Annotated in this window: 14 protein-coding genes; 4 read left to right on the forward strand and 10 right to left on the reverse strand. The window is 58.2% G+C overall.

The window, feature by feature from the left end; genetic code table 11:
• Positions 1–156: 156 nt before the first annotated feature.
• Positions 157–2,862 carry an HTH-type transcriptional regulator MalT gene (malT, locus tag AC4ICF_RS21655; RefSeq protein WP_061096855.1) on the forward strand — a complete coding sequence of 902 codons (2,706 nt, stop codon included), beginning with the start codon at positions 157–159 and terminating at the stop codon, positions 2,860–2,862.
• 61 nt (positions 2,863–2,923) lie between these two features.
• Here the strand turns inward: malT and AC4ICF_RS21660 are convergent, their stop codons facing one another.
• Genes AC4ICF_RS21660 through glpE form a run of 3 tightly spaced genes read right to left on the reverse strand, consistent with a single transcriptional unit; the run spans position 2,924 to position 4,909 of the window.
• On the reverse strand, positions 2,924–3,682 hold the full coding sequence (locus tag AC4ICF_RS21660; RefSeq protein ID WP_028014684.1) for a DeoR/GlpR family transcriptional regulator: 759 nt from the start codon (positions 3,680–3,682) through the stop codon (positions 2,924–2,926).
• 16 nt (positions 3,683–3,698) lie between these two features.
• Positions 3,699–4,529, reverse strand: coding sequence for a rhomboid family intramembrane serine protease GlpG (gene glpG, locus AC4ICF_RS21665; protein ID WP_166712536.1), 831 nt, complete (start codon positions 4,527–4,529; stop codon positions 3,699–3,701).
• 47 nt (positions 4,530–4,576) lie between these two features.
• Complete coding sequence (glpE, locus tag AC4ICF_RS21670; protein WP_096928555.1) at positions 4,577–4,909, reverse strand: thiosulfate sulfurtransferase GlpE; 333 nt, start codon at positions 4,907–4,909, stop codon at positions 4,577–4,579.
• A 300-nt stretch (positions 4,910–5,209) separates the two neighbouring features.
• Here glpE and glpD point away from each other — a divergent pair, with 300 nt between their 5' ends.
• A complete protein-coding gene (glpD, locus tag AC4ICF_RS21675) occupies positions 5,210–6,718 on the forward strand; it encodes a glycerol-3-phosphate dehydrogenase (protein ID WP_116342727.1) in 1,509 nt (502 codons plus the stop codon).
• An 87-nt stretch (positions 6,719–6,805) separates the two neighbouring features.
• Here glpD and glgP read toward each other — a convergent pair whose 3' ends face one another.
• The 6 genes from glgP to asd all read right to left on the reverse strand — a co-directional run bounded on the left by glgP (position 6,806) and on the right by asd (position 17,509).
• Entirely contained in the window at positions 6,806–9,253 is a 2,448-nt protein-coding gene (gene glgP, locus AC4ICF_RS21680; RefSeq protein WP_116342729.1) for a glycogen phosphorylase, read from the reverse strand.
• Positions 9,254–9,271: 18 nt separating this feature from the next.
• A complete protein-coding gene (gene glgA / locus AC4ICF_RS21685; RefSeq protein ID WP_061096850.1) occupies positions 9,272–10,705 on the reverse strand; it encodes a glycogen synthase GlgA in 1,434 nt (477 codons plus the stop codon).
• The gene (gene glgC, locus AC4ICF_RS21690) at positions 10,705–12,000 is read right to left on the reverse strand and encodes a glucose-1-phosphate adenylyltransferase (RefSeq protein ID WP_023333724.1); all 1,296 of its coding nucleotides are present in this window, start codon (positions 11,998–12,000) and stop codon (positions 10,705–10,707) included. Before glgC ends, glgA begins: the two co-directional genes overlap by 1 nt.
• Before the next feature lie 17 nt (positions 12,001–12,017).
• Positions 12,018–13,991: a glycogen debranching protein GlgX gene (gene glgX / locus AC4ICF_RS21695; protein ID WP_163330636.1), complete on the reverse strand. Its 1,974-nt coding sequence runs from the start codon at positions 13,989–13,991 to the stop codon at positions 12,018–12,020.
• Entirely contained in the window at positions 13,988–16,174 is a 2,187-nt protein-coding gene (gene glgB, locus AC4ICF_RS21700; RefSeq protein WP_116342733.1) for a 1,4-alpha-glucan branching enzyme, read from the reverse strand. The genes glgX and glgB overlap by 4 nt, the downstream gene beginning before the upstream one ends.
• A gap of 231 nt (positions 16,175–16,405) precedes the next feature.
• Positions 16,406–17,509 carry an aspartate-semialdehyde dehydrogenase gene (gene asd / locus AC4ICF_RS21705; RefSeq protein WP_316380242.1) on the reverse strand — a complete coding sequence of 368 codons (1,104 nt, stop codon included), beginning with the start codon at positions 17,507–17,509 and terminating at the stop codon, positions 16,406–16,408.
• Between the two features lie 177 nt (positions 17,510–17,686).
• Between asd and yhgN the strand changes: the two genes are divergently transcribed.
• Entirely contained in the window at positions 17,687–18,280 is a 594-nt protein-coding gene (gene yhgN, locus AC4ICF_RS21710; RefSeq protein ID WP_003861574.1) for an NAAT family transporter YhgN, read from the forward strand.
• A 63-nt stretch (positions 18,281–18,343) separates the two neighbouring features.
• Here the strand turns inward: yhgN and tusA are convergent, their stop codons facing one another.
• Entirely contained in the window at positions 18,344–18,586 is a 243-nt protein-coding gene (gene tusA, locus AC4ICF_RS21715; RefSeq protein ID WP_008503071.1) for a sulfurtransferase TusA, read from the reverse strand.
• Between the two features lie 167 nt (positions 18,587–18,753).
• Here tusA and AC4ICF_RS21720 point away from each other — a divergent pair, with 167 nt between their 5' ends.
• Positions 18,754–19,419, forward strand: a complete 666-nt coding sequence (locus AC4ICF_RS21720; protein ID WP_014885561.1) for a 7-cyano-7-deazaguanine/7-aminomethyl-7-deazaguanine transporter — start codon at positions 18,754–18,756, stop codon at positions 19,417–19,419.
• The last annotated feature ends 62 nt before the right edge of the window (positions 19,420–19,481 follow it).

The following is a 19,481-nucleotide window of genomic DNA, read 5'->3' on the forward strand; positions in this document are numbered from 1 at the left end:
GACACTGGCCGGAATGTTTTGTGACAGAGTGCAAATTCAGAGCCACAAAAGCCAGACATAACTTGCAATAGTTCTCTTTCTGACCGACCTTATAGCTATTAATTACGAAGCGCAAAAAAAATAAATTCTCTCGTTCCCCACAGTGAAGTGAAACCTATGTTGATTCCGTCTAAATTAAGTCGCCCGGTTCGTCTTGACCATACAGTGGTCCGCGAGCGCCTGTTGGCTAAACTTTCCGGCGCGCATAATTTCCGACTGGCGCTGGTTACGAGCCCTGCAGGTTATGGAAAAACAACGCTCATTTCACAATGGGCCGCAGGTAAAAGCGATCTTGGCTGGTACTCTCTTGATGAGGGCGATAACCAGCAAGAGCGTTTTGCCAGCTATCTGATTGCCGCTATTCAACAGGCAACCAATGGACACTGCGTCGCCAGTGAAGCGATGGTGCAAAAGCGCCAGTACGCCAGCCTGTCCTCCCTTTTCTCTCAGCTATTTATCGAACTGGCCGAATGGCATCGCCCGCTGTACGTGGTAATTGATGACTATCATCTGATTACGAACCCGGTGATCCACGAGTCGATGCGCTTCTTCCTGCGTCATCAGCCGGAAAACCTGACCTTAGTCGTGCTGTCACGCAACCTGCCGCAGCTGGGAATTGCCAACCTGCGCGTGCGCGATCAGCTTCTGGAAGTGGGCAGCCAACAGCTGGCCTTCACCCACCAGGAAGCGAAACAGTTCTTCGACTGCCGCCTGACCTCGCCGATTGAGGCCGCTGAAAGCAGCCGCCTGTGTGATGACGTCGCGGGCTGGGCGACGGCGCTACAGCTGATTGCCCTCTCTGCCCGGCAAAACAACAGCCCGACGCACCAGTCTGCGCGTCGTCTGGCCGGCATCAACGCCAGCCATCTTTCTGATTACCTGGTGGATGAAGTGCTGAACAGCGTCGATCCATCGACCCGTAATTTCCTGCTGAAAAGTTCCCTGCTGCGTTCCATGAACGACGCGCTGATTGTGCGCGTTACCGGCTGTGAAAACGGCCAGCTGCAGCTGGAAGAGATTGAACGTCAGGGCCTGTTCCTGACGCGCATGGACGATCCCGGCGAGTGGTTCAGCTACCATCCGCTGTTTGGCAGCTTCCTGCGCCAGCGCTGCCAGTGGGAGCTTGCCACGGAATTGCCGGAAATCCACCGCGCCGCCGCCGAAAGCTGGATGGCGCAAGGCTTCCCGAGCGAGGCCATTCACCACGCGCTTGCCGCCGGTGACGCCAGCATGCTGCGCGATATCCTGCTTAACCACGCGTGGGGGCTGTTTAACCACAGCGAGCTGACGCTGCTGGAAGAGTCGTTGAAAGCCCTGCCGTGGGAGAGCCTGCTGGAGAACCCGCGTCTGGTGCTGCTCCAGGCCTGGCTGATGCAGAGCCAGCACCGCTACAGCGAAGTGAATACCCTGCTGGCGCGCGCCGAGCAGGAGATGGAAAGCGAAATGGATATCACCCTGCATGGCGAATTTAACGCCCTGCGGGCGCAGGTCGCGATTAACGACGGCGATGCGGATGAAGCGGAACGGCTGGCGATGGTCGCGCTGGATGAACTGCCGCTGGCGAATTTTTACAGCCGGATTGTGGCGACCTCGGTGCACGGCGAAGTGCTGCACTGCAAGGGTGAACTGACGCGTTCCCTTTCGCTGATGCAGCAAACCGAGCAGATGGCGCGCCGCCATGATGTGTGGCACTACGCGCTGTGGAGCCTGATCCAGCAAAGCGAGATTTTATTCGCTCAGGGGTTCCTGCAGGCGGCCTGGGAAAATCAGGAAAAAGCGTTCCAGCTGATTCGTGAACAGCACCTGGAACAGCTGCCGATGCACGAGTTCCTGTTGCGTATTCGCGCTCAGCTCCTGTGGGCATGGTCGCGCCTGGATGAAGCAGAAAGCTGCGCCCGTCAGGGTGTGAACGTGCTTTCTGGCTTCCAGCCGCAGCAGCAGCTGCAGTGTCTGGCTCTGCTGGTGCAGTGCTCGCTGGCGCGCGGCGATCTGGATAATGCCCGCAATCACCTTAACCGTCTGGAAAACCTGCTCGGCAACGGTCAGTACCACAGCGACTGGGTATCAAACGCCGACAAGGTGCGGGTGATTTACTGGCAGATGACGGGGGACAAAAAATCCGCCGCCAACTGGCTGCGTCAGACGCCAAAACCGGAATTTGCCAATAACCACTTCCTGCAAAGCCAGTGGCGCAACATCGCCCGCGTGCAGATCCTGCTGGGTGACTTTGAGCCTGCCGAAATTGTGCTGGAAGAGTTAAACGAAAACGCCCGCAGCCTGCGCCTGATGAGCGACCTGAACCGCAACCTGCTGCTGCTTAATCAGCTTTACTGGCAGGCGGGGCGCAAAAACGACGCCCAGCGCGTGCTGCTGGAAGCCCTGCAGCTGGCGAACCGCACCGGGTTTATCAGCCACTTCGTGATTGAAGGTGAAGTGATGGCGCAGCAACTGCGCCAGCTGATTCAGTTGAACACGCTGCCGGAGCTGGATCAGCATCGCGCCCAGCGCATTCTGCGCGAGATTAATCAGCACCACCGTCACAAGTTTGCGCATTTCGATGAGAACTTCGTTGAACGCCTGCTGAACCACCCGGAAGTGCCGGAGCTTATCCGCACCAGCCCGCTCACCCAGCGCGAATGGCAGGTGCTGGGGCTGATCTATTCAGGGTACAGCAATGAGCAGATTGCCGGAGAGCTGGCGGTGGCGGCAACCACCATCAAAACGCATATTCGCAATCTGTATCAGAAGCTGGGCGTGGCGCACCGTCAGGATGCGGTGCAGCATGCGCAGCAACTGTTGAAGATGATGGGATACGGAGTTTAGTTTTGTGCGGCCTGATGCCCTCACCCCGGCCCTCTCCCACAGGGAGAGGGTGAGAGGCTTTTCAACACAACTCTAACTGCAAATTATTATCTTTAATTACCTGCATCACGCCCGCCGGCGGCATCACGTCGGTATAGACCGCATCCACCATGCTGATGCTGCCCATGTTCACCATTGCGTTACGGCCAAACTTCGAATGATCCACCACCAGCATCACGTGACGCGAGTTTTCAATAATCGCGCGCTTGGTGCGCACCTCGTGGTAATCAAACTCCAGCAACGAGCCGTCGGTGTCGATGCCGCTGATCCCCAGAATGCCGAAGTCGAGGCGGAACTGAGAGATAAAATCGAGCGTCGCTTCGCCGATAATCCCGCCGTCGCGGCTGCGCAGTTCGCCCCCCGCGAGGATGATGCGAAAATCGTCTTTCTGCATCAGAGTGTTGGCGACGTTCAGGTTGTTGGTCACCACGCGCAGGTTCTCGTGATCCAGCAGGGCATGGGCGACCGCTTCCGGCGTGGTGCCGATGTCAATAAACAGAGTCGCGCCATTCGGGATCTGGCTCGCCACTTTACGGGCAATGCGCTCTTTTTCAGCCGTCTGCGTGGCTTTACGGTCGTGCCAGGAGGTGTTGACCGAGCTGGACGGCAGCGCTGCCCCGCCGTGGTGGCGCAAAATACGGTTCTGATCGGCCAGATCGTTCAGGTCACGACGGATGGTTTGCGGGCTGACGGCAAACTGCTCGACCAGCTCTTCGGTGCTGACGTATCCCTGTTTTTTGACCAGTTCGATAATGGCGTCATGACGTTGTGTTTGTTTCATCAATTATCCCTGAGAATTATGTTCGTTTTCGCGCATGGAGCGTGTCGGCAAGCGCCATTGCCAGCCCGACCGCCAGGCCGGTGACGTGCGCACCATTGGCGATAGACATACCAAACAGATCAAACCATCCGGCAATTAGCCATATTAACGCAAAGGCTATTAATCCGCGTTGTAAATAGATGCCGCTTTCCGGGTCGCGCTCCCCGCGAAGCCAGACGTAGCCCATCAGGGCGTAGACGACACCCGACAGCCCGCCGAACCACGGGCCGCTGAATTTATGCTGCACGTAGCCGCTCAGCAGGGCGCTAATCACGGTGATGACAATCAGCTTACCGCTGCCGAGCCGCTTCTCAACGATGCCGCCGAGATACCACCACCACAGCAGGTTAAAGAGGATATGCATCACCGAGAAGTGCATCAGCGCGTGGGTAAAGTAGCGCCAGACGTCAAACTGCAGCGATGGGTCATACGGCCACGCCAGCGCGATCATTACGCTCTGGTCGCCCACCACGTTCATAATAATGAAGACGATAATACAGGCCGCCATCAGCAGCAGCGTAAACGGGCCCGCGCGCTCGCGAATCGTGGCAAGGAAGGGAAAACGGCTGTAATGCAGTCCGCTGCCGGTCTGGCCGGATTGCCAGCTGGCCGCCAGATAGCGCGGGTCGCCAGGGTTCTCAAGAAAACGCGCCAGCTCTTCGTTTACCCGCCCTGCCTGGCTCTCGTCGGCCAGCCAGACGTCGGTCTGAGTATGTTGCTGAATGGTCAGAATAACGCCCTGCGTCGCCATATAGTCGACAAACGCCTGGGCGACGCGCGGGTTGGTAAAAGAGGTGATCATCAACATGGGCAGCGGTCGCTTATTTCCACACAAAAGGGAACAGTATAGCGGGATTAGCGCTCAAACGCGTATTCCACTTCTGCCGGGAAATGACGATGCCAGGCATCGAAGCCGCCATCGACGCTGTATACCGCGTCGTAGCCCTGCTGAATAAGATATTGCGCCGCGCCTTTGCTGCTGTTGCCGTGGTAGCACATGACCATTACCGGCGTGTCGAAGTCGTTATCGCGCATAAACGCGCCCAGCGTGTCGTTGGTGAGATGGAACGCGCCCGGCGTGTGGCCCATCGCAAAACTTTGCGGATCGCGGATGTCCACCAGCACCGCTTTTCCCTGGTGCATCTTCTGGTGGGCTTCTTCTACGTTAATACATTCAAACTGATCCATGGTGTTCTCTTTCGCTTATTCAGGTTTTATGCCGCCTGCTGACCCTCACCCCAGCCCTCTCCCTGAAAGGGAGAGGGAGCAAACCATCCCCTCGCCCCTCAGGGGAGAGGGTTAGGGTGAGGGGGTGAAGTTTCACCGCACTATTTTACCCCGTAGTGTACGTCCTGACGGCGGGTAAACGCCATTATGTTATCCATATCACTCTAAATTGTTTTTTTGATGTTACCAAAAGCGCGTTCCTTTGCTATTATGAGCGATATCGAACATTTTTGAGCTTTAACGAAAGTGCATGAGGGTGTTATGGAAACCAAAGATCTGATTGTGATAGGCGGTGGCATCAACGGTGCCGGTATTGCGGTTGATGCCGCAGGACGCGGTTTATCCGTGCTGATGCTGGAAGCTAACGACCTCGCCTGCGCGACGTCGTCCGCCAGCTCCAAGCTGATCCACGGTGGCCTGCGCTACCTGGAACACTACGAATTCCGCCTGGTCAGCGAAGCGCTGGCCGAACGTGAAGTGCTGCTGAAAATGGCCCCGCATCTGGCGATCCCGATGCGCTTCCGCCTGCCGCACCGCCCGCACCTGCGTCCGGCGTGGATGATCCGCATCGGTCTGTTTATGTACGATCATCTGGGTAAACGCACCAGCCTGCCGGGTTCGAACGGTTTGCGTTTTGGCTCAGAATCGGTCCTTAAGCCGGAAATCGTGCGCGGTTTCGAATATTCCGACTGCTGGGTGGACGATGCGCGTCTGGTGCTGGCGAATGCGCAGATGGTCGAGAAGAAAGGCGGCGAGGTGAAAACCCGGACCCGCGCGACCGCCGCACGCCGCGAAAACGGCCTGTGGATTGTGGAAGCAGAAGACATTGATACCGGCGAGAAATTCAGCTGGAAAGCGCGCGGCCTGGTGAACGCCACCGGCCCGTGGGTGAAGCAGTTCTTCGACGACGGCATGCACCTGCCTTCACCGTACGGCATTCGCCTGATCAAGGGCAGCCACATTGTGGTGCCGCGCGTGCATACCCAGAAGCAGGCGTACATTCTGCAAAACGAAGACAAGCGCATCGTGTTTGTGATCCCGTGGATGGACGAATTCTCGATCATCGGTACCACCGACGTGGAGTATAAAGGCGATCCGAAGAACGTCGAGATCGACGAGAGCGAAGTGAACTACCTGCTCAAAGTGTATAACGCGCACTTTAAGAAACAGCTGTCACGGGATGACGTGGTCTGGACCTACTCCGGCGTGCGTCCGCTGTGCGATGACGAGTCTGACTCGCCGCAGGCGATTACCCGCGACTATACGCTCGATATCCACGACGTAGACGGTCAGGCACCGCTGCTGTCGGTGTTTGGCGGCAAGCTCACCACCTATCGCAAGCTGGCCGAGCACGCGCTGGAAAAACTGGCGCCGTACTACAAGGGCATTGGCCCGGCGTGGACCAAAGAGGCGGTACTGCCCGGTGGAGATATCGGCGGAAACCGCGACGATTACGCCGCGAAGCTGCGCCGTCGCTTCCCGTTCATTACCGAAGGGATGGCGCGCCACTATGCCCGCACCTACGGCAGCAATACCGAGCTGTTCCTGGGCGACGCGAAATCGCTTGCCGATCTGGGTGAACATTTCGGCCACGAGCTGTATGAAGCCGAACTGCGCTACCTGGTCGAGCACGAATGGGTTCGCCGCCTGGACGATGCCATCTGGCGTCGTACTAAAGAAGGGATGTGGCTGAACGCAGAGCAGCAGTCTCGCGTGGCGCAATGGCTGCAGCAGCATGCGGGCAAGCGTGAGCTTTCGCTGGCGTCGTAATTGAAAAAATGCCCGGTGGCGCTGCGCTTACCGGGCCTACGGGATCGACCAGGCCGGGTAAGGCGAAGCCGCCACCCGGCTTTGTTTTTACAACCTCACCGGATCAATATGCCAGATCGTCTCGGCATACTCCTTGATGGTCCTGTCAGAAGAGAAATACCCCATGTTGGCGATGTTATGCATCGCTGCGCTGGTCCATTTCTCCTGCTGGCGATATAGCTCATCCACCTTATCCTGGCAGTCCACGTAGCTGCGATAATCCGCCAGCACCTGGTAGTGGTCGCCAAAGTTAATCAGCGAATCCACCAGATCGCGATAGCGGCCCGGCTCGTCGGGGCTGAACACGCCGGTCGCAATCTGCGTCAGAACCTGACGTAGCTCTTCATCCCCTTCATAGAACTCACGCGGCGAGTAACCTTTCCTGCGCAGCGCCTCCACCTCTTCCGTGGTGTTACCGAAAATGAAGATATTCTCTTCCCCGACGTGCTCCAGCATCTCGACGTTCGCCCCGTCCAGGGTGCCGATGGTCAGCGCACCGTTAAGGGCAAACTTCATGTTACTGGTGCCGGACGCTTCCGTGCCCGCCGTGGAAATCTGCTCAGAGAGATCCGCCGCCGGGATGATCAGCTGCGCCAGGCTGACGCTGTAGTTAGGGATGAACACCACCTTCAGCTTGTCGCCAATATCCGGATCCTGGTTCACCACCTTCGCCACGTCGTTGATGAGATGAATGATGTGCTTCGCCATGTAGTAAGCGGAAGCCGCCTTTCCGGCGAAGATCTTCACGCGCGGCACCCACTCGGCGGTTGGATCGGCCTTAATGCGATTGTAGTGGGTGATCACGTGCAGCACGTTCATCAGCTGTCGCTTGTACTCGTGGATGCGTTTGATCTGCACGTCGAACAGCGCTTTGGGGTTTGCCACCACGTTGAGGTGCATCGCCAGCCAGACCGCCAGACGTTTTTTGTTCCGCAGCTTGGCTTCCCGCACGGCTTTATTCACCGTCGGGAAATCAATGTGCTGCTTAAGCTCGCTCAGCTGGCTCAAATCGGTACGCCAGGTGCGGCCGATATTCTCATCCAGCACGTCGGACAGCGGCTGGTTCGCCAGCGCCAGCCAACGGCGCGGCGTGACGCCGTTGGTGACATTGCAGAAGCGCGTCGGGAAGATCTTCGCGAAGTCGGCGAACAGCGACTGCACCATCAGGTTTGAGTGGAGCTCAGACACCCCGTTCACCTTGTGGCTGATCACCACCGCCAGCCAGGCCATACGCACGCGACGGCCGTTGGATTCATCAATAATCGAGGCTCGGCTCAGCAGGCCGGTATCGTTCGGATACTGCTCCTGCAGCGTCTTGAGGAAATAGTCGTTGATCTCAAAGATAATCTGCAGATGGCGCGGCAGGATTTTGCCGAGCATATCCACCGGCCATGTTTCCAGCGCTTCGCTCATCAGCGTGTGGTTGGTGTAGGAGAACACCTGACACGTCACCTCAAACGCGTCGTCCCAGCTGAACTTATGCTCGTCGATCAGCAGGCGCATCAGCTCGGGAATGGAGAGCACCGGGTGGGTGTCGTTAAGGTGAATCGCCGTTTTCTCCGCCAGGTTGGCGTAGGTTTTGTGCAGCTGATGGTGGCGACTGAGGATGTCCTGAATCGTCGCGGAGACGAGGAAATACTCCTGACGCAGGCGCAGCTCGCGGCCGGAGTAGGTGGAGTCATCCGGGTACAGGACGCGGGAGACGTTCTCAGAGTGGTTTTTATCTTCCACCGCCGCAAAGTAGTCGCCCTGGTTAAATTTACCGAGGTTGATCTCGCTGCTGGCCTGGGCGTTCCACAGGCGCAGCGTGTTGGTCGCGTCGGTGTCGTAGCCGGGAATGATCTGATCATAGGCCACGGCGAGGATCTCTTCAGTTTCTACCCAGCGGGACTTTTTTCCTTCCTGCTGGATACGCCCGCCAAAGCGCACTTTGTAGCGCGTATTGTGGCGCTTAAACTCCCACGGGTTGCCGTACTCCAGCCAGTAGTCCGGGGACTCTTTCTGACGGCCATCGACGATGTTCTGTTTGAACATGCCGTAGTCATAGCGAATACCGTAGCCGCGGCCCGGCAGCGCCAGCGTCGCCAGCGAGTCGAGGAAGCAGGCGGCGAGACGCCCCAGCCCCCCGTTGCCCAGCCCCGGGTCGTTCTCTTCGTCAATCAGCTCTTCTAAATCCAGCCCCATCTCTTCCAGCGCGGTTTTGACGTCGTCGTAGATACCGAGCGACAGCAGCGCGTTAGAGAGGGTGCGGCCAATCAAAAATTCCATCGACAGGTAATAAACCTGCCGCGTCTCCTGCGAAAGCTGAGCGCGGTTTGAGCGCAGCCAGCGTTCGACCATGCGGTCACGCACCGCAAACAGCGTGGCGTTCAGCCACTCGTGCTTGTTGGCAATGACCGGGTCTTTCCCGATGGTGAACATCAGCTTGTAGGCGATGGAGTGCTTTAACGCCTCAACGCTGAGCGTGGGTGAAGAGTAGCTAAATGGAGCGTTCATATCAGTAACTTCGCCTCGTTACATCAAGCGTTGATAGAGATCGCGGTACGACTGCGCTGCAACGTGCCAGCTAAAGTCCATGGACATCGCCTGACGCTGTACGTAACGCCAAAGGGATGGACGGGACCACAAGACGAAAGCACGCCGAATCGCCCGAAGCAGCGACCAGGCATTACTGTCTTCAAAGACAAACCCGCTGGCAATACCGTCCGCCAGGTTTTCCAGGGAGCTATCCGACACCGTATCCGCCAGCCCGCCCGTGCGGCGCACCAGCGGCAGCGTGCCGTATTTCAGGCCATAGAGCTGCGTCAGGCCGCAGGGTTCGAAACGGCTCGGCACCAGAATCACGTCCGCGCCGCCCATAATTCGGTGCGAGAACGCTTCGTGATAGCCAATCTGCACGCCCACCTGACCCGGATGTTCCGCAGCGGCGGCGAGGAAACCCTCCTGCAGCACCGGGTCGCCTGCGCCGAGCAGCGCCAGCTGTCCGCCCTGCTCCAGTAAACCGGGCAGCGCTTCCAGCACCAGATCCAGCCCTTTCTGGCTGGTCAGGCGGCTGACCACCGCAAACAGCGGCACCTTGTCGTTGACCTTCAGCCCCATCGCAATCTGCAGCTGGCGTTTGTTTTCGGCTTTGTCTTCCACCGAGTCGCGGCCATAGCGCGCCGCCAAAAGGAGATCGGTTTCCGGGCTCCAGATCTGTTCATCCACACCGTTCAGAATGCCCGACAGGCGGCCTTCGCGATGGCGCTGCTGCAGCAGCCCTTCCAGACCGTAGCCAAACTCCGGCTGGGTGATTTCACGCGCGTAGGTGGGGCTCACCGCCGTAATGTGATCGGCATAGTACAGCCCGGCCTTCAGGAACGAAATTTGCCCGTTGAACTCCAGACCGTGCATGTTATAGAACGACCATGGCAGATCGATGTCATTCATATGATGGGCGTAGTACATGCCCTGATACGCCAGGTTGTGCACCGTAAACACCGATTTTGCCGGATGCCCTTTTGCCGCCAGATATGCAGGCGCCAGCCCGGCGTGCCAGTCATGCGCATGCACTACATCCGGACGCCAGAACGGATCCAGCCCGACGGCCATCTCCGCCCCCACCCAGCCGAGCAGCGCAAAGCGCAGCACGTTGTCGGTATAAGCGAACAGGTTCGTATCGTGATACGGGCTGCCCGGTCGGTCGTACAGGTGCGGCGCGTCGATCAGGTAGATCCCTACGCCGTTGTAATGCCCAAACAGCAGGGTGATGCGTCCGGCAAACGTTTCACGGCGGGTCACGACCTTTGCATCAGGTATGCCGCGCCGGATATCCGGGAAGGCGGGCAGCAGGACTCGGGTATCTACCCCTCCGGCGATCTGCGCCGCGGGTAATGCACCCAGAACATCTGCCAGACCGCCCGTTTTTAACAACGGAAACATCTCAGAACATACGTGTAAAACCTGCATCATCGCTCCTGTTTGATCTGCAGCTTCCGCAACATTTCCCGTGTGACTAACACGATCCCCTCTTCAGAACGGTAGAAGCGACGCGCGTCTTCTTCCGCGTTTTCACCAATCACCATTCCCTCAGGAATGACGCAGGCCCGGTCGATCACGCAGCGACGCAGACGACACGAACGCCCTACCCAGACATCCGGCAGCAGGACTGCCGAATCGATATTACAGAATGAGTTTATACGCACGCGCGGGAACAGCACGGACTGCACCACCACCGAACCGGAGATAATGCACCCGCCGGAGACCAGCGAGTTCAGCGTCATGCCGTGGCTGCCGGAGCGGTCCTGAACAAATTTCGCAGGCGGCAGGGATTCCATATGGGTACGAATCGGCCAGTTCTGGTCGTACATATCCAGCTCGGGCGTCACGGACGCCAGGTCCAGGTTGGCTTTCCAGTACGCTTCCAGCGTTCCCACATCGCGCCAGTAAGGCTCCGCATTCGGGTCGGACTGTACGCAGGACAATGGGAAAGGATGTGCATAGGCCATGCCAGCTTTGGTTATTTTTGGGATGATGTCTTTGCCGAAGTCGTGGCTGGAGTTTTCGTCTTTGTCGTCTTCTTCCAGCAGCTCATAAAGATAATCCGCATCAAAGACATAGATCCCCATACTGGCGAGCGATTTGGTGTCATCCCCCGGCATGGTGGGCGGGTTCGCCGGTTTTTCGACGAAGTCGATAATCTTATCGTCCGCATCCACGTGCATCACGCCAAACGCCGTCGCCTCGGCAACGGGCACCGGCAGACACGCCACGGTGCATCGCGCCCCTTTTTCGACGTGGTCGATCAGCATATGCGAGTAGTCTTGCTTGTAGATGTGGTCCCCGGCGAGGATCACGATGTATTCCGCGCTGTAGCGACGAATGATGTCGAGGTTTTGGGTCACGGCATCCGCCGTGCCGCGGTACCAGTTTTCGCCGTGAACGCGCTGCTGCGCCGGGAGCAGATCGACAAACTCGTTCATCTCTTCGCTGAAGAATGACCAGCCGCGCTGGATGTGCTGCACCAGGGTGTGCGACTGATACTGCGTAATGACGCCAATGCGGCGAATGCCCGAGTTCAGGCAGTTGGAGAGCGCAAAGTCGATGATGCGGAACTTACCACCAAAGTGAACGGCCGGCTTGGCACGCTTGATGGTCAAATCTTTCAGACGGGTGCCACGCCCGCCCGCGAGTATCAGGGCAACCGTCTTTAAGGGTAGCTGGCGTGCCAACATTAAGGGATCGTTCTTCTCTAATCTAACCATGACTAACTCCTTTTTTATCATCTTTGGAATACGCACACTCCGTGCGCAGGCCCGTGCCAGACAGCCATTACTACCGGATTATCCGCTCCGGCAAAGGGGGGAACGGCTCGCCACTCCCCGTCAGGTAAAACAATCTCTGCGACGTCGTCCGTCGCGTTCAGCGTCACCAGCCACTTATCCGAGAGCAGAATTTGCAGACAGGTGATGCCGTGTTGCCACTCTTGCGCGCTCAACGGTTGCGCGTCTTTATTCAGCCAGCGAACGTTGCCGTCACCCTCTTCCCACCAGCGGTCGGCGGTAAGGGCGGGGATCTGCTGGCGAAGGTGGATCAGCGCCGCGGTGAAATGGGTCAACCCGCTGTTCGCCTCCCCCCAGTCGAGCCAGGTCAGGGTATTGTCCTGACAATAGGCGTTGTTGTTGCCGTGCTGGCTATGGCCGTGCTCGTCGCCCGCCAGTAGCATCGGCGTGCCCTGCGACAGCAAAAGCGTCGTCAGCAGCGCATGAACGCTGGCGCGTCGCCGCTCGATCACATCCAGACTTCCGCCTAATCCTTCTATACCATGATTGAAGCTATGGTTATTGTTAGTGCCATCGCGATTCTCTTCGCCGTTGGCCTCATTGTGTTTCTGATTGAAACAAACGCAGTCGCGCAGCGTAAAACCGTCGTGCGCCGTCACCAGGTTGACGGTGGCCGACGGACGTTTGCCGTCGCGCTTAAAGAGATCGCTGGAGCCGGCAAAGCGCCCGGCGAACTCGCCCAGTGACAGATCGCGCGCCAGCCAGAAGCGGCGGATGGCATCGCGGTAGTGGTCGTTCCACTCGGCAAACAGCGGCGGGAAGTTCCCCACCTGATAACCGCCGTCACCGATGTCCCACGGCTCCGCGATAAGCTTCACCTGTGAAAGCACCGGACAGTTTTTGATTGCCTCAAACAGAGGCGCCTGCTGGCTGAATGCCGGCGTGCGCCCCATCACGGGCGCCAGGTCGAAACGGAAACCGTCCACGTGGAACGTCTCAACCCAGTATTTCAGGCACTCGTACGCGTAATGCGTGACCGCCGGGTGACTGAGGTTGAGGGTGTTACCGCAGCCGGTCCAGTTCTCGTAATCGCCGTCGTCCCTGATCCAATAATAGCTACGGTTATCGATTCCGCGCTGTGAGAGCGTTGGGCCGTCAAGATCGCTTTCCGCACTGTGGTTCAGCACCACGTCCAGAATGACCTCAATTCCCGCGGCGTGGAGCGCCTTCACCGCGTCGCGAAACTCATCCCGCGCCTTCTCCGGATGCGCGGCATAGCGCGGTTCCAGGGCGAACATCGCCAGCGGGTTGTAGCCCCAGTAGTTGCTCAGCCCCAGGCGCTGCAGGCGCGGCTCGCTGGCGAAATGCGCTACGGGCAGCAGCTCCAGGGCCGTGATGCCCAAATGCTTCAGGTAAGCGACCATCGTCGGATGCCCAAGCGCCTGATAGGTGCCGCGCATCTCTTTGGGGATCGACGGGTGCAGGTAGGTCAGCCCTTTGACGTGCGCTTCATAAATGACGGTGTTGCCCCACGGCGTGCGCGGCGGGGCATCGTCTTCCCAGTCGTAGAGATCGTGCACCACCACGCTTTTTGGCGCGACGGGCGCGCTGTCGCGGTGGTCGGGCTCGCCGTAGCCGACGTGGAACAGCGGGTCGTCTTTGAACTCGCCGTCCACGCGGTGCGCGCACGGGTCAATCAATAGCTTCGCCGGGTTAAACCAGTGCCCCTGAGAGGGCTCCCACGGGCCGTGTACGCGAAAACCGTAGTGCATCCCCGGACGCCCGCCCGACAGGTAACCGTGCCAGATGTCTCCCGTGCGGGACGGTAAATCGTAACGGTGCTCGTTACCCTCCCCGTCAAACACGCAGAGCTCGACCCGCTCCGCGTGAGCAGAAAAGAGCGTGAAGTTCACCCCCTTTCCGTCATAGCTCGCGCCGAGCGGTTCGGGTTTACCTGCCGTAAGCTGCGTCATTCTCCCTCCCGCATCAGCCAGATGGTGCCAAGCGGCGGCAGCGTCAGGCTCAGGGAGTTTGGTCGCCCGTGGCTTTCGACGGCATCGCTCTGCACCAGCCCGCCGTTGCCGGCGTTGCTGCCGTGGTAGTGCATGGAATCGGTATTCAGGATCTCGCGCCATTTGCCCGGCTGGTTAATGCCGAAGCGGTAGTGTTCACGCGGCACCGGCGTGAAGTTGCTGGCGACGATGATCTCGTTGCCCGCTTTATCGCGACGCACAAAGACAAACACCGAGCGCTCGTGATCGTCCACCACCAGCCACTCAAAGCCGTACGGGTCGAAGTCCAGCTCGTGCAGCGCTTTGTGGTGGCGGTAGGTCAGGTTCAGATCGCGCACCAGACGCTGCACGCCGTGATGCCAGTTGTCGCCACCTTCCAGCAGGTGCCAGTCGAGGCTTGAGTCGTGGTTCCACTCGCGCCCCTGGGCGAACTCATTGCCCATAAACAGCAGTTTTTTACCCGGGAAGGCAAACATCCAGCCGTAGTAGGCGCGCAGGTTGGCAAACTTCTGCCACGCGTCGCCGGGCATGCGGTCGAGAATGGATTTTTTGCCGTGCACCACTTCATCGTGCGACAGCGGCAGCATGAAGTTTTCGGTGTAGTTGTAGAGCAGCCCGAAAGTGAGCTTATCGTGGTGATACTGACGATAAACCGGGTCGAGCTTCATGTAGTCGAGGGTGTCGTGCATCCAGCCCAGGTTCCACTTATACCAGAACCCCAGGCCGCCTGATGACGGTGGGCGGGAGACGCCTGCAAAGTCCGTCGACTCTTCCGCCATAGTCACGGCGCCGTCCACCTGCTCGCCAATAATGCGGTTGGTATTGCGCAGGAACTCAATCGCTTCCAGGTTTTCACGACCGCCGTACTCGTTCGGGATCCACTCACCCTCTTTGCGGCTGTAGTCGCGGTAGATCATCGAGGCCACCGCATCCACGCGCAGGGCGTCAATGCCAAATCGCTCGATCCAGTACAGCGCATTCCCGACCAGGTAGTTCGCGACTTCACGGCGCCCGTAGTTGTAGATCAGCGTGTTCCAGTCCTGGTGATAGCCTTCGCGCGGGTCGCTGTGCTCGTACAGCTTCGTGCCGTCAAACTCTGCCAGCGCAAAATCGTCCGACGGGAAATGGCCCGGCACCCAGTCGAGGATCACGTTCAGCCCGGCGGCGTGCGCGGCATCAATGAAATAGCGGAAGTCATCCCGCGTGCCGAAGCGGCGAGTCGGGGCGTACAACCCGGTGGGCTGATAGCCCCAGCTGCCGTCGAACGGGTGCTCGTTAACCGGCAGCAGTTCGAGGTGGGTAAAGCCCATCCATTTGGCGTACGGCACCAGCTGGTCGGCGAGCTCCCGATAGCTGAGCCAGAAGTTGTTATCGGTGTGGCGGCGCCAGGAGCCGAGATGCACTTCATAAACGGAGATCGGCGCATCAAAGCGGTTAGCCTGCTTACGCTCCTCCGTCTGGACGACCTTCTCCGGCAGGCCGCATATCAGCGACGCGGTATCCGGGCGCATCTGCGCCTCGAAGGCATACGGGTCGGCTTTAATGCGCAGCTTGCCGTGGGCGTCGATCATTTCGAATTTATAGAGCTGGCCGTTGTGCGCCCCGGGGATAAACAGCTCCCAGATGCCCGTCTCACGGCGCAGGCGCATCGGGTGGCGGCGACCGTCCCAGTAGTTGAACTGCCCGACAACGGAGACGCGCTGGGCGTTAGGCGCCCACACGGCAAACCGCGTACCGGTAATTCCGTCCATAGTATCCGCATGGGCACCCAGCGTTTCATAAGGGCGAAGATGCGTGCCTTCGGAGAGCAGCCAGGCATCCATCTCTTTCAGCAGAGGGCCAAAGCTGTAGGGATCGTCGATCAGGTTTTGCTGGCCGTGCCAGATAACGGCGAGCTGATAGCGAAAGGGGTTTTTACGGCGGGGCATGACGCCCGAGAAAAAGCCGCGAGAGTCGAGGCACTCCAGGTTGCCCACCTTGCGGCCGGTTTTGGGCTCGATGACCCACACTTCGGTGGCATCCGGTAACAACGCCCGGACTTCCAGCCCGGCCTCTGTATGGTGCATCCCCAGCACGGAAAAGGGGTCGGCAAAGTGACCCGCAATAAGCGCATTAATCACGTCTCTATCCACACGATCGGACATGGTATTCATCCTGTTTTTTATGTCGTCCTTTTTTAGCGCCTGGGACGACTTTAATGTGACCTGAACGGGCATCCACTTAGTCCCGTCCTAACCTCAGGTAAGAAATGACTCTTCCTTAAAGCATAGCCAACGCTCTACACGACTCCTGATAAAAATAAGACATACGCGCGTTACTCCATGTATTACGCAAAAAAAAGGGGGTGAAAATCACCCCCGGTAGTTAACAAATTATTACGCCAGCTGACGCAGCATGCGGCGCAGCGGCTCGGCGGCGCCCCACAGGAGCTGGTCGCCGACGGTGAACGCGGAGAGGTACTCCGGCCCCATGTTAAGCTTGCGCAGACGGCCAACCGGCGTGGTCAGCGTGCCGGTAACGGCTGCCGGGGTCAGCTCACGCATGGTGATATCGCGATCGTTTGGCACCACTTTCGCCCACGGGTTGTGCGCGGCCAGCAGCTCTTCCACGGTCGGAATAGACACATCTTTTTTCAGTTTAATGGTGAAGGCCTGGCTGTGGCAGCGCAGCGCGCCGATACGCACGCACAGACCGTCAACCGGGATCGCCGACGCGGTATTGAGGATTTTGTTGGTCTCGGCCTGGCCTTTCCACTCTTCGCGGGTTTGACCGTTATCCAGCTGTTTGTCGATCCACGGGATCAGGCCACCGGCCAGCGGTACGCCAAAGTTATCCACCGGCAGCTCGCCGCTGCGGGTCAGCTCGGTCACTTTACGTTCGATATCAAGAATAGCGGACGCCGGGTTTGCCAGCTCGGCCGCAACGCTGTGGTGCAGCTGGCCCATCTGGGTCAGCAGCTCGCGCATGTGGCGCGCGCCGCCGCCGGACGCGGCCTGGTAGGTCGCCACGGAGACCCACTCCACCAGATCCTGCGCGAACAGGCCACCGAGGGACATCAGCATCAGGCTGACGGTGCAGTTACCGCCGACAAAGGTTTTCACGCCGTTATTCAGGCCGTCGGTGATGACGCCCTGGTTAACCGGGTCGAGAATAATGATGGCATCGTCTTTCATACGCAGCGAAGAGGCCGCGTCAATCCAGTAGCCCCGCCAGCCGCTTTCACGCAGCTTTGGATAGATTTCGTTGGTATAATCGCCGCCCTGGCAGGTCACAATAATATCAAGTGCCTTCAGCGCCTCCAGATCGTAAGCATCCTGCAACGTGCCTGTGGTACCACCAAAGGACGGAGCAGCCTGGCCGAGCTGAGAAGTGGAGAAGAAGACCGGGCGGATAGCGTCGAAATCGCGCTCTTCAACCATGCGTTGCATGAGTACAGAGCCGACCATACCGCGCCAGCCGATAAAACCAACGTTTTTCATAGCATTTTTTTCCTGCTGAGGGTGTGTGCTGATTGTGCAAGCCAGTATTGAACTGGGATATGCTTCACATTACAAAATGCTGCCAAAGTCGCAAGCGAAATTAATCGATGATTGCCCGGCAATCAGAAATACAGCTAATTATCATAATAACCATAGAGAGTTTCAGGGATAATTTACATGAGTGAAATCATTTCAGCAGCGGTTTTATTGATCCTGATAATGGATCCACTGGGCAACCTGCCAATCTTCATGTCGGTGCTGAAGCACACCGAGCCAAAGCGTCGCCGGGCGATCATGATCCGCGAGCTGCTTATTGCCCTGCTGGTGATGTTTATCTTCCTGTTTGCCGGTGAAAAAATCCTCGCCTTCCTTAACCTGCGTGCCGAAACCGTTTCGATTTCCGGCGGGATTATTCTGTTCCTGATCGCCATTAAGATGATTTTCCCGAGCGCGGAAGGCAGCAGCAGCGGCCTGCCCGCGGGTGAAGAGCCGTTTATTGTGCCGCTGGCGATTCCCCTCGTCGCCGGGCCGACGATTCTGGCGACGCTGATGCTGCTGTCGCACCAGTATCCGAACCAGATGAGCCATCTGGTGATTGCCCTGCTGATCGCCTGGGGCGGGACGTTTATTATCCTGCTGCAGTCGTCCCTGTTCCTGCGCCTGCTGGGTGAGAAAGGGGTGAACGCGCTGGAGCGTCTGATGGGGCTGATTCTGGTAATGATGGCGACGCAGATGTTCCTGGACGGAATCAGGGCGTGGATGAAAGGATGACTTTCTCCCTCTCCCGTGGGAGAGGGCCGGGGTGAGGGCATCAGGCCGCAGAGGACAGCCCACCTACCCCTTACGAATCAAATACCGGTACGGCAGCGCCTCGGTCTGCTGTGCCACCAGCTCATGCTCCATAAAGGTACAAAAGCCGGGAATATCGCGCGTGGTGGCCGGGTCGTCGGCAATAATCAGCAGCGTTTCACCCGTCTGCATGTTGCGCACGGTTTTGCGTACCATCATTACCGGCTCCGGGCAGCGAAGGCCCTGGGCATCAAGGGTGTGGTCTGGGCTGGAAAACAGGTCGGTCATGATCTTCTCGGTCAGGTAAAAACGGCTGTAGTTTACGCCCCGGCGCGGGCAATGCAAACCAGGTTAACGATTGCGCAAAAACTAACCATTGCAATGTCCAGCCAAAGCAGTATCATGCTGCGGTTTTTATTGGGTTCCCTCACCCCAACGTATAAAAAGGTCACAATATGACGCAGTTCTCTGAATCACAGCGCGTAAAAGCGTTGTTCTGGCTTTCGCTTTTTCACCTGCTGGTGATCACCTCCAGCAACTATCTGGTGCAGCTCCCGATCTCCATTTTTGGTTTTCATACCACCTGGGGCGCGTTCAGTTTTCCGTTTATTTTCCTCGCCACCGATCTGACCGTGCGTATCTTTGGCGCACCGCTGGCGCGCCGCATTATTTTTGCGGTCATGCTTCCGGCGCTGTTCATTTCATACGTGGTGTCATCCCTGTTTTATATGGGAAGCTGGCAGGGCGTTGAGGCGTTAACCCACTTCAACCTGTTTGTTGCCCGTATCGCTGCCGCAAGCTTTATGGCCTACGCGCTGGGGCAAATCCTCGACGTGCACGTGTTTAACCGCCTGCGTCAGAATCACCGTTGGTGGATGGCACCCACCGCCTCCACGCTGTTTGGTAACGTGAGCGATACACTGGCCTTCTTCTTCATCGCCTTCTGGCGCAGCCCGGATGCGTTCATGGCCGAACACTGGATGGAAATCGCGCTGGTGGACTACTGCTTCAAGGTGCTCATCAGCATTGTGTTCTTCCTGCCGATGTACGGCGTGCTGCTGAATATGCTGCTGAAAAGGCTGGCAGATAAATCTGAAATCACGGCATTGCAGGCTGGTTAAGGGTTCGCTTTATCAGTTGTGATAAGATGGACGAATGAGCCGCTATGGCCGTTTATCGAAAG

It is taken from the genome of Enterobacter sp. ECC_219_Taxon_10, assembly GCF_058354905.1.

Bases quoted from the DNA above. Each gene is read 5' to 3' on its own strand.
- malT (WP_061096855.1), top strand. From the start codon at position 157: ATGTTGATTCCGTCTAAATTAAGTCGCCCGGTTCGTCTTGACCATACA.
- AC4ICF_RS21660 (WP_028014684.1), bottom strand. From the start codon at position 3,682: ATGAAACAAACACAACGTCATGACGCCATTATCGAACTGGTCAAAAAA.
- glpG (WP_166712536.1), bottom strand. From the start codon at position 4,529: ATGTTGATGATCACCTCTTTTACCAACCCGCGCGTCGCCCAGGCGTTT.
- glpE (WP_096928555.1), bottom strand. From the start codon at position 4,909: ATGGATCAGTTTGAATGTATTAACGTAGAAGAAGCCCACCAGAAGATG.
- glpD (WP_116342727.1), top strand. From the start codon at position 5,210: ATGGAAACCAAAGATCTGATTGTGATAGGCGGTGGCATCAACGGTGCC.
- glgP (WP_116342729.1), bottom strand. From the start codon at position 9,253: ATGAACGCTCCATTTAGCTACTCTTCACCCACGCTCAGCGTTGAGGCG.
- glgA (WP_061096850.1), bottom strand. From the start codon at position 10,705: ATGCAGGTTTTACACGTATGTTCTGAGATGTTTCCGTTGTTAAAAACG.
- glgC (WP_023333724.1), bottom strand. From the start codon at position 12,000: ATGGTTAGATTAGAGAAGAACGATCCCTTAATGTTGGCACGCCAGCTA.
- glgX (WP_163330636.1), bottom strand. From the start codon at position 13,991: ATGACGCAGCTTACGGCAGGTAAACCCGAACCGCTCGGCGCGAGCTAT.
- glgB (WP_116342733.1), bottom strand. From the start codon at position 16,174: ATGTCCGATCGTGTGGATAGAGACGTGATTAATGCGCTTATTGCGGGT.
- asd (WP_316380242.1), bottom strand. From the start codon at position 17,509: ATGAAAAACGTTGGTTTTATCGGCTGGCGCGGTATGGTCGGCTCTGTA.
- yhgN (WP_003861574.1), top strand. From the start codon at position 17,687: ATGAGTGAAATCATTTCAGCAGCGGTTTTATTGATCCTGATAATGGAT.
- tusA (WP_008503071.1), bottom strand. From the start codon at position 18,586: ATGACCGACCTGTTTTCCAGCCCAGACCACACCCTTGATGCCCAGGGC.
- AC4ICF_RS21720 (WP_014885561.1), top strand. From the start codon at position 18,754: ATGACGCAGTTCTCTGAATCACAGCGCGTAAAAGCGTTGTTCTGGCTT.